The organism is Candidatus Pelagibacter sp. HIMB1517 (assembly GCF_052047895.1).
GTDB lineage: Bacteria > Pseudomonadota > Alphaproteobacteria > Pelagibacterales > Pelagibacteraceae > HIMB114.
Genome location: NZ_JBNAIW010000018.1, coordinates 1 through 9,175 on the forward strand (window position 1 = coordinate 1; position 9,175 = coordinate 9,175).

General features: G+C 23.7%; 9 protein-coding genes. 3 read left to right on the forward strand and 6 right to left on the reverse strand.

The genetic code is table 11. The features are described from left to right. Positions 1 to 837: 837 nt before the first annotated feature. Positions 838 to 1,470, forward strand: a complete 633-nt coding sequence (locus ACTTAT_RS06740; protein ID WP_440680282.1) for an FkbM family methyltransferase — start codon at positions 838 to 840, stop codon at positions 1,468 to 1,470. Between the two features lie 4 nt (positions 1,471 to 1,474). On the opposite strand, the gene ACTTAT_RS06745 is transcribed toward ACTTAT_RS06740, so the two are convergent. Together ACTTAT_RS06745 and ACTTAT_RS06750 are read right to left on the reverse strand one after the other, a co-directional pair. After that, a complete protein-coding gene (locus ACTTAT_RS06745) occupies positions 1,475 to 2,269 on the reverse strand; it encodes an FkbM family methyltransferase (RefSeq protein ID WP_440680284.1) in 795 nt (264 codons plus the stop codon). Next, positions 2,248 to 3,726 (reverse strand): NAD(P)/FAD-dependent oxidoreductase, encoded by a 1,479-nt coding sequence (locus ACTTAT_RS06750; protein ID WP_440680285.1) that lies wholly within the window; start codon positions 3,724 to 3,726, stop codon positions 2,248 to 2,250. Before ACTTAT_RS06750 ends, ACTTAT_RS06745 begins: the two co-directional genes overlap by 22 nt. Positions 3,727 to 3,751: 25 nt before the next feature. Here ACTTAT_RS06750 and ACTTAT_RS06755 point away from each other — a divergent pair, with 25 nt between their 5' ends. After that, positions 3,752 to 5,440 carry a hypothetical protein gene (locus ACTTAT_RS06755; RefSeq protein ID WP_440680286.1) on the forward strand — a complete coding sequence of 563 codons (1,689 nt, stop codon included), beginning with the start codon at positions 3,752 to 3,754 and terminating at the stop codon, positions 5,438 to 5,440. A gap of 28 nt (positions 5,441 to 5,468) precedes the next feature. Here ACTTAT_RS06755 and ACTTAT_RS06760 read toward each other — a convergent pair whose 3' ends face one another. The 4 genes from ACTTAT_RS06760 to ACTTAT_RS06775 are packed head-to-tail and all read right to left on the reverse strand — an operon-like array spanning position 5,469 to position 8,529. Then, entirely contained in the window at positions 5,469 to 7,301 is a 1,833-nt protein-coding gene (locus ACTTAT_RS06760) for a carbamoyltransferase family protein (protein ID WP_440680287.1), read from the reverse strand. Next, a complete protein-coding gene (locus ACTTAT_RS06765) occupies positions 7,301 to 7,453 on the reverse strand; it encodes a DUF5989 family protein (protein WP_440680288.1) in 153 nt (50 codons plus the stop codon). The genes ACTTAT_RS06760 and ACTTAT_RS06765 overlap by 1 nt, the downstream gene beginning before the upstream one ends. Before the next feature lies 1 nt (position 7,454). Next, positions 7,455 to 7,826, reverse strand: a complete 372-nt coding sequence (locus tag ACTTAT_RS06770) for an SxtJ family membrane protein (RefSeq protein WP_440680289.1) — start codon at positions 7,824 to 7,826, stop codon at positions 7,455 to 7,457. A gap of 1 nt (position 7,827) precedes the next feature. Next, positions 7,828 to 8,529 carry a glycosyltransferase family 2 protein gene (locus ACTTAT_RS06775; RefSeq protein WP_440680291.1) on the reverse strand — a complete coding sequence of 234 codons (702 nt, stop codon included), beginning with the start codon at positions 8,527 to 8,529 and terminating at the stop codon, positions 7,828 to 7,830. 36 nt (positions 8,530 to 8,565) lie between these two features. On the opposite strand from ACTTAT_RS06775, the gene ACTTAT_RS06780 reads away from it, so the two are divergent. Further along, a complete protein-coding gene (locus ACTTAT_RS06780) occupies positions 8,566 to 9,123 on the forward strand; it encodes a hypothetical protein (protein ID WP_440680292.1) in 558 nt (185 codons plus the stop codon). Positions 9,124 to 9,175: the final 52 nt, after the last annotated feature.

Sequence of the window (9,175 nt, forward strand, 5' to 3'; positions counted from 1 at the left end):
TATCAAGCTCTTTATTATTTATACTTCTTCACAAAATATTAGTGCCATATGTTTCTTACAAGGGAGTATTTTTTCTAATTTTCCAAATAATTATTTTTAATTTAATTTTTTTTATTTTTTTTAAAGCGAATAATAAATTGATATTAAAAAATTTGTTATTGCTAAACACAATTTTATTTTGCACCTTTGCAATATTTAATTTGTTAATCTTAATACACCCTTCTTTTAATTATGAGGCGATAATATATACTTTTTACAACTTTCTAAGTAACACCAAGTATGCAAATTTTAATATAAATAATTTATCTTTTATGTTTAATTTTCAGTATAATTTTGTTTATTTGTGTGCATTAATAATTATTTGCCTTAATAAAAAAGTCCTGAAAGAAAAAACAAAAATTATACTTTTATTTTTCTTATCTTTTTTATTAATTATGCTAATTAATGTTTCGAGACCTAATAGCTACTACCTAATTTACTCAGATTTTTTTATTTTGCTATTTATTGGTTTTTTAATTAAGTCTATAAATATTAAACTATATAAATTAATTTTCATCTTTTTTATTTTTTTAAATCTTTTTTTAATATTTAATTTTGAAAAAGGTATTAAAAACACTAATTTAGAAAAATTTTGTTCAGATACATATTATTTTGATTGGCATAAAAAAATGCATGACAAAAACTTTCAGATAATATGTAATAATTAAAACAGTGATACTAAGTTTCTTAAAAAATAAATTTCGATTTTCCTCTTTATACTATAATTTGTATCTAAAATTTTTTAATAAAAAATATTACAAATTATTAAAAAATGATTTCTTTTTTTATAGTGAAATATTGCCCAAAAATATTTTAATATTTGATATAGGCGCCAATAGAGGCGATAAAAGTTATATTTTTAATTTTTTTTCCAAAAAACTAATATGTTATGAACCTGAAGAAAGCTTATATAAATTATTAAAAGTTAGATTTAAAAAAAATTATAACATTAAAATAAATAATTTTTTAATATCAGACACTTTAAATCACAAAAAATTTTACTCTGTCCAAAATGATGAGGCTTATAGCTCAACTAACTTTAAAAGTTTAAAATCACTTAATATTTTAAATAATAAAAAAATTTTTTTAAAAAAATTAAAGTCATCAACTCTGAATAGTGAAATTAACAAATATGGCACACCATACTATGTTAAAATTGATGTTGAGGGCGGAGAGAAAAATATATTAAAAAACTTAAAATTTAAAATTCCTTTAATTAGCTTTGAAGCAAACCTTCCTTTTTTTATCAAAGAAACTGAATTTATAATAAATAAATTATCAAAAAAATATCAGTACACTTATAATATTAGATTAGAGAATAAAAATAACCTCAAGTATAAAAATTTTCAGAACGCACGAAACATTATTTCTTACATTGGAAAAATCAAAGAAAAAAACGGATGCGAAATTTTTTGTAAACTTATAGAGTAAAAACTTATTTTGGCAATATCAGATAATTATTATCAAATTCTTTGAAAATTTTATAATTTATTTCATGTATAAAATTTTCAAAATCTGAAAAACTATAATTATATTTTTTTTCAAAAATTTCTTCATATTCAAAAATTATCGGCATTTTATTTTTTAGAATTGTTTGTTTTGCACCCCTCATCACTTTCAAATCCATTCCTTGAACATCGATTTTAAAAAAAGAAATTTTTCTTGTTATATTTAAACTATCTATTGAAATAGATTTAATTAAATTATAATTCGATTCGTCGTTACATATATTAATATTATTACTACCCCAAGTCAAAAATTTTCCCAGATTAGTCTTTTCTATTTTAACTATTTTATTTTCATCACTTAATAAATTATAAAAACATTTTCCATTTATTTTATTCGCTAAAAAATTTTTTTTTAAAATTGAAAAAATAAATTCTTGACCTTCAAAAGCATAAACTGTTACATTCTTTTTTATTTTGGAAAATAGAATGCTCATTTGACCAAAATTTGCACCTGCATCTAAAATTATTGAATTTTCTTTGATATAATTCTTTGCTAAATTAACTATATTTTCTTGATAAATTTTATTGTTAATTATATCTTTTTTTATAACATCATCTAACGCAAAAAACGGTAAATAATAAATACCAGTTTTAGTATAATATTTTTTTAAAATTTTTAAGTTATTTAACTTTAAATATAAGGACTTTAAAAACAAATGTAAAAAATGAGAACTTTTAATTTTTTTTTTTATTTTAAATATTAAATCTTTTTTGGAGTACATCTCAAACTCTTTAATGCGTTTGTTCTATCTGCGCCTATATCACTTTCGTGATATTCGGCATCTTCATTTACAGTCCAGGGATCATAGGCTTTACCAAAGATAATATTTTCTACCGTTAATATTGCTGTCATCATAGAATGATCTTGATTATTATATTTATGCATACCATTTCTACCTATCATAAATAAGTTTTTATAATTTTCACTTAAGTCTTTTTTAATTTCACTTACATGAAATTTGTAATTATCATCATAAACTGGGTACGCTTTTTCTTGTCTTACAACATGTAACTCCTCTATATATTTTTCCTCTACAAGATTTAATTTTTTTAAATCTTGCAAGGCAAGCGCCTTAAGCTCTTGATCATTTTTAGACCAAAGCTCATCATTTTTATTGCAAAAATATTCTAGCCCTAAGCAAGATTTATCTTTATTGGGCACCATAAATTCTGACCATGAAGAATAGTTTTGTATTCTTCCAGCCTTAATATTTGGATCATGTATGTATATCCAGTTATCAGGAAACTCTGATTTTTTGTTTATTAAAATCGCGATTGTAAAGTAGTCTCTGTAATTTAATTTTTGAGAAAAGCTTAAAGATTTTGCTCGAGGACACAAACTCTCTATTACATCTCTTAAAGCAGATGATGAAATTACTATATCCGCCTCAAAAATTTTGTCTTCATTTTGATTATTAAAACTACTAACATGAACTTTCCAATTCCTATCTAAAAACTGATATTTTTTAACTTTAGTACCCATGAGAATTTCTGAACCGAGTTTTTTAATTTTGGTTGCTGCTTCTTCCCACATCATGCCAGGTCCATACTTGGGATATTTAAATGTATCAATATAAGTTTTAATCAAATTATCATTTTTTTTTTTAAGTATTTTTTTTAGTGTTAAAATAATTATCTTACTAATATTTAAACCTTTTATTCTTTGAGCAGCCCAATCAGCAGAAATTTTGTCACAACTTATTCCCCAAACTTTTTCCGTATAACTTTTAAAAAAATTTAAATAAAGTCTCTCCCCAAAATTATTATATATCCAATCATGATATGATTTTGGATTTTTAATTGGAAAAATTTTGGCTTTTAAAAAAGATATAAAACAAATTGCGCTTTCTAAAATTCCAAGTTTAAAAACGACCTCAAGCAAATCAAGCGGGTATTTTAAGAATATATTGTTAAAAAAAATTCTTGATAATCTTGGTCTTTGTAAAAAATTTTTTTCTAATATTTCATCCCAGAAAAAATTTATTTCTTCAGATTTACTAAAAAATCTATGACCACCAATATCAAATCTAAAACCCTTATATTTTTCAGTTCTTGATATGCCGCCAACATAAGTAGGGTTTTGTTCCAATATTGTTACTTTATAACCGTTTTTTGATAATAAATAACCTGCCGTTAAACCTGCAGGACCTGCGCCAACTATTATTATTTTTTTACTCATTTAATTATCTTATTATACTCTTTATATGTTTTTTCTTGGTTTGGCATCTATATTACAATGCTGGTTTATTCCCGGTTTAATATTAATTAAGAAATTTAAATTTATTAATAGCATATTTGAAAAGTTATTTTATTCAATTTTATTAAGTGTAGTTCTAAATTTATTTATTGTAATAATACTAATTCAACTAGATTTTTTTGATCAAAAAACAATTATTTCTATTTTTATTTTTGAGGTAGTATGTTTAGTATATCTTTACAGGTCAGATTGGGAAAAAATAAAAATTTTTCCTCTCAATATTACCTTAACTTTGTTTAATGGAATATGTTTTGTATTATTTGCGACTTTATTATTTCAATCCGTAAGCAATATTGGTGAAATCATATACCAGGGTGATCCGTTAATAATGTGGAATAAATGGGGGCAAGACTTGTACAATTCTAAATATCCAAGTTCATTAGATTACCCGTTGGCATATCCATCATTAATTTCCATTACCTATAAATTTTTGAATACATTGGAAGTTGAATTTTTTGCAAGAAGCCTGGTTCTAATTTATCCTTTGGCAATTTTTCTAATATTTTTATTACCAAGAAAAAACAATGATAATTCTAAAATTTTATCGATATCTATATTGCTGAGTATTTTGTTCCTTATTAATCAGTATAGACATACTTTATTTATTGGTTTTGTTGACCCAATAATATTTCTTTTCTCTCTGGCTATACTATATATTTTGATCACAGATCAAGACCAAGGCATCTTTAAAAATAAAAGTTCTACAATTCTTTATGCAATTATAATTGCTACACCAAGTCTTCTAAAACAAAACGGACTTCTATTAACTGGTGGCGCATGTGCAATAATTTTCTTTAATTTTTTATTTAAACAAAAAAATAAACATTTCCAAGAAAACTTATTACTTTTTATATTTTTAATTTTATTGATTTCTACCCCGTGGTATTTATTAAAAATTTATAATTTTTTAAATTATGATAGTAGTTCGAACATTATAAGCCTTACCAGCTTGCAATTTTCAAAACCATTCTCTTTAAAAATATTAAGAACTTTAAATTTAGTATTTGGTTGGAGTTTTGTTGTAATTTTTCCTCTTCTAATAATAAGTTATAAGGATAAATTGTGTTTAAAATTATTATCCTTCTTAATAATCCCATATTACTTGGTTTGGGCGTATTTCTATGGAAATGATGCAAGAAACTTTGCATTGATGCTACCGTTTATTAGCTACTGTATAGTATATAGCGGATGCAACATATTAAAAATTTTGAAAAAATCCTATGTAAAAAAAGTTAAATTACTAACATTATTTTTTTTTATTTTTTTAACATGCGCAGTTATTTATTCTAAAAGAAATGATCACTATCTTATAACTAAAAATTATGAAAAAAGTAGAGAAAGAACAGCATATAAAAAAGTGAATGTACTTTTGTATCATTACAAAGATACTTTAATAAAAAAACATACAATTTATTTTACAAATATGAATTATGCAGAACTACCGCAATTTAAAAACATCAGTAAGCAAACTGTATGCATAGAAAATAATATAAAAAAAATCTTTAAAACTAAAAAAAGAATATTCATGCTTACAGATTTAAGCTGGTGTAATTTTGATTTAAAAAAATATCTCGCAACTAATAAAAGCTTAAAAATTTTATTTGAATCGCAAAACCATATACTGGTATCAAATTAAATGATTATAAAAAAATTATTATTTTAGGTTAATCTAAATTATATTTATTTTTGTAGTCAGTAACTAGTGAGGGGTCTTGTTCTTCTTTAAAAAGTAGAAAATTTTCAATAACCAAAACATCTAAATTTGTACCCATAAAACAATTATACGCATCTTCAGGAGAACATACTATAGGTTCACCTCTTACATTAAAAGACGTATTAACTAGTATTGGGCAATCTGTTATTTCGTAAAATTTAGATAACAAATCATGAAAAGGTTTGTTTGTTTTTTTACTAACAGTCTGTATTCTTGATGAATAATCTACATGTGTAATTGAAGGAACATTAGATCTTTTCTGGTTTAATTTATCGATACCAAATTTATTAGAACTAACTTCGGGATAAATTCTTAACTCTTCTTTAATCTTATCAACTAAAAGCATATAGGGGCTTATATAAACATGATCAAAATACTCACTAACCTTTTCTTCTAATATCGCGGGAGCAAATGGTCTAAAACTTTCTCTAAATTTAATTTTTAAATTTAAATTTTTTTGTGCATCAATTGGTCTAGGATCCGCAATTATTGATCTATTACCAAGGGCTCTTGGACCAAATTCCATTTTACCCTGAAACCATCCAATTGCTTTTTTTTCAGATAACAAAGATGCGGTTTGAGATATTATATCTAAATAATCTAACTTATGATATTTTGCTTTCAAAAATATTAATTTTTTTTCAATATCATTAATTTCAAATTTACAGCCTAAATACGATCCTTGCATCGCATCATCTTCTTTTGAATCTATTACTCGCTTATTTTTTAGTTCAAGGAAATATAATGCTTGAGCAGCTCCTAACGCACCTCCAGCATCACCAGAAGCCGGTTGAATAAAAACATTTTTAAACAGCTTTTCTTTAATTATTTTTCCATTTGCTACACAATTTAAAGCAACACCACCTGACAAACATAAATTTGAATTAGGATAGTTTTTAGACATATATCTGCAAATTTTTAATACTATATCTTCAGTAACTTCCTGTATCGATGCAGCTATATCCATGTGTTTTTGCTCTAATTTATTCTCAGGTTTTCTCCTTTTTATACCAAATAATTTAGAAAACTTCTTATTTGTCATTTTTTTACCAGTTGCGAAATCAAAAAATTTCATATCAAGTCTAAATGATCCGTCATCTTTAAGATCTATTAAATGGTCTAAAATTATTTTTTTAAATTTAGGTTCACCATATGGAGCAAGCCCCATCATTTTGTATTCACCGCTATTAACCTTAAATCCTAAAAAATATGTGAACGCAGAATATAACAAACCAATAGAATGCGGGAAATTAATCTCCTTTAATATTTTTATTTTATTATCAATACCTTCTGAAATAGTTGTAGTAGCCCATTCTCCAACTCCATCTAAGGTCAAGATTATTGATTTTTTAAAATTACTAGAAAAAAAAGCACTGGAAGCGTGACTAAGATGATGTTCTGAAAAATATATTTTTTTATCAAAATTTTTATCAATTTTACTTAACTCATTTATTAAATTTTTTTTTTGAAATAGTTTTTCTTTTAGCCACACAGGCATTGACATTGAGAAAGAGCTAAACCCTTTTGGTGCAAATGCTAAATAGGTTTCTAATAATCGTTCAAATTTTAAAAATGGTTTTTCGTAAAATACAACATAATCTACATCAGAAAGTTTAAGCTTAAACTCATTTAACAAAAAATTAATTGAATTTACTGGAAATCTTGCATCATGCTTTTTTCTAGTGAATCTCTCTTCTTGAGCGGCGCCTAATATTTTTCCGTCAATTAATAATGCTGCTGCACTATCATGGTAATAACAAGAAATACCTAAAACAGACGTCATTAAAAAATTGTATATATAAATGGTGCCAAAGCTGATCCTTGAGATAATACAATTAATATTCCAAATACTAGCAAAATTATAACAATTGGAAATAGCCAATACTTTTTTCTAATCTTTAGAAAATTCCATAATTCAATTAAAATATCTATCATTTTAATATTGTAACCTCATGCTTGATATTTTATCTTTTTTATTAACCCAATAAGATGAAGTTTTGCTTTTTTTTCTAATTCTTAAACTGTCGATATTGAAAACTCTCATAATAATAGATGTCGGAGTTAAAACTATAAAATAAATACAAAACATTATAATTGGCGAGACTATTTTGCCTAGCAAATAACCTAGCTTTATCCATAATTTAGAAAAAGGTAATAAAAATTTTGAGAAATATATTGTTAATATTAAAAATATAATCGCAGAAATGATTAGAGTGTAAAAAAAAACTATATTACTTTCATAAAAAAAAATTGAAAAGAATAAAAAAATTATAAAAAATAAATATCCAACTTGTTTTTCAATTTTCATATTATAATTTAAATTTTTTGTATTTCATTATTGTGTAAAAAGCAATAATAGCATCTTTAAATTTAATTTTTTTTCCTTCTTTAACAGTTCTACCATTGTAGGAAATGGGAACTTCAATAATCTTTATTTTCATATTTGCAATTTTGGTTGTAACTTCTGGACAAAAGTTAAAACCTTTTTCACTTAGTTCTAATTTTAAAAAAATATCTTTTGGGAAAATTTTATAACATGTGTGAGCATCGGTTAAGTTTTGATTATTTATAATATTCGATATTTTGGTTAAAATATAATTTGCAAAAATTCTAATTCTTGAAGTAAATTTATTTTTTAAATTTTTTTTATTACCTAGCATTCTAGATCCATAAACTACTTTATCTAAACTACCTTGAAAAGCATCGACAAGTTTATAATAATCATTCGGGTCATATTCTAAATCAGCATCTTGAATGATAACTAAATCTCCATGAATATATTTTAAAGCAGATATTATACATGCACCCTTTCCTAAATTTTTTTTATGCTTAATTATTGTCTTGTCACTGGAAAAATTGAAACTTTCAATAATTTCTATAGAGTTATCACTAGAAAAATCATCTACTAAAATTAATTGCTTTTCTAAATTTTTAATACTTTCAATTTTTTGAAGCAATTTTAGAATTGTTTTGCTTTCATTAAAAATTGGTATAATAATTGTAAGTTTCAAATGCTATCCTTGATTATTTCAATAATATTTACAAATTTGAAATACTATTTAACCGGAAAAATATTAGTTTCCATAAGAAAAAATCATATTTATCCAGAAAAAAAAGTAAACTGTTTTTTGCTTGGCGTCATAATTGTTTCTTTATTTTCTATTTTAATAAATTTTTTTTTTAGTTTAGATAAATTAACAAATACAATTTTTTTACTTCTAATAATAATAATATATTTAATTAAATACAGAACATTAAAGTTTGAAGGTAAAGAAATAAAATTTCTATTAATTATTTCATTTATAACTTTTGTAATCTTGATAGGTGGTAAGCCTTACAACCCCGATGCATATTTATATCATCTTCCATATGTAAAAATTTTGAATGAAGAAAAAATTATTGTTGGACTTTCAAATCTTAACTTTAGATTTGGTCATGTATCAATTATGCAATATTTATCAGCGATTAATTTAAAGTTATTTGATAATGTCAATTCCTTACTCATACCATTAGCTTCAATTTTTTCTTTAATATTATATTATTTTTTTAAATCAGTAATTTTTTTGAATAAAAAAAAACAATACAATTTATTTTTTTATCTATAATTTAGCATTTTTGGGAATTAAATGATTTAAAAAAAATAGATACAGTGAGTTT

Excerpts from the sequence above, each read along its gene's own strand:
- ACTTAT_RS06745 (WP_440680284.1), bottom strand. The coding sequence starts at position 2,269 with ATGTACTCCAAAAAAGATTTAATATTTAAAATAAAAAAAAAAATTAAA.
- ACTTAT_RS06750 (WP_440680285.1), bottom strand. The coding sequence starts at position 3,726 with ATGAGTAAAAAAATAATAATAGTTGGCGCAGGTCCTGCAGGTTTAACG.
- ACTTAT_RS06755 (WP_440680286.1), top strand. The coding sequence starts at position 3,752 with ATGTTTTTTCTTGGTTTGGCATCTATATTACAATGCTGGTTTATTCCC.
- ACTTAT_RS06760 (WP_440680287.1), bottom strand. The coding sequence starts at position 7,301 with ATGACGTCTGTTTTAGGTATTTCTTGTTATTACCATGATAGTGCAGCA.
- ACTTAT_RS06765 (WP_440680288.1), bottom strand. The coding sequence starts at position 7,453 with ATGATAGATATTTTAATTGAATTATGGAATTTTCTAAAGATTAGAAAA.
- ACTTAT_RS06770 (WP_440680289.1), bottom strand. The coding sequence starts at position 7,826 with ATGAAAATTGAAAAACAAGTTGGATATTTATTTTTTATAATTTTTTTA.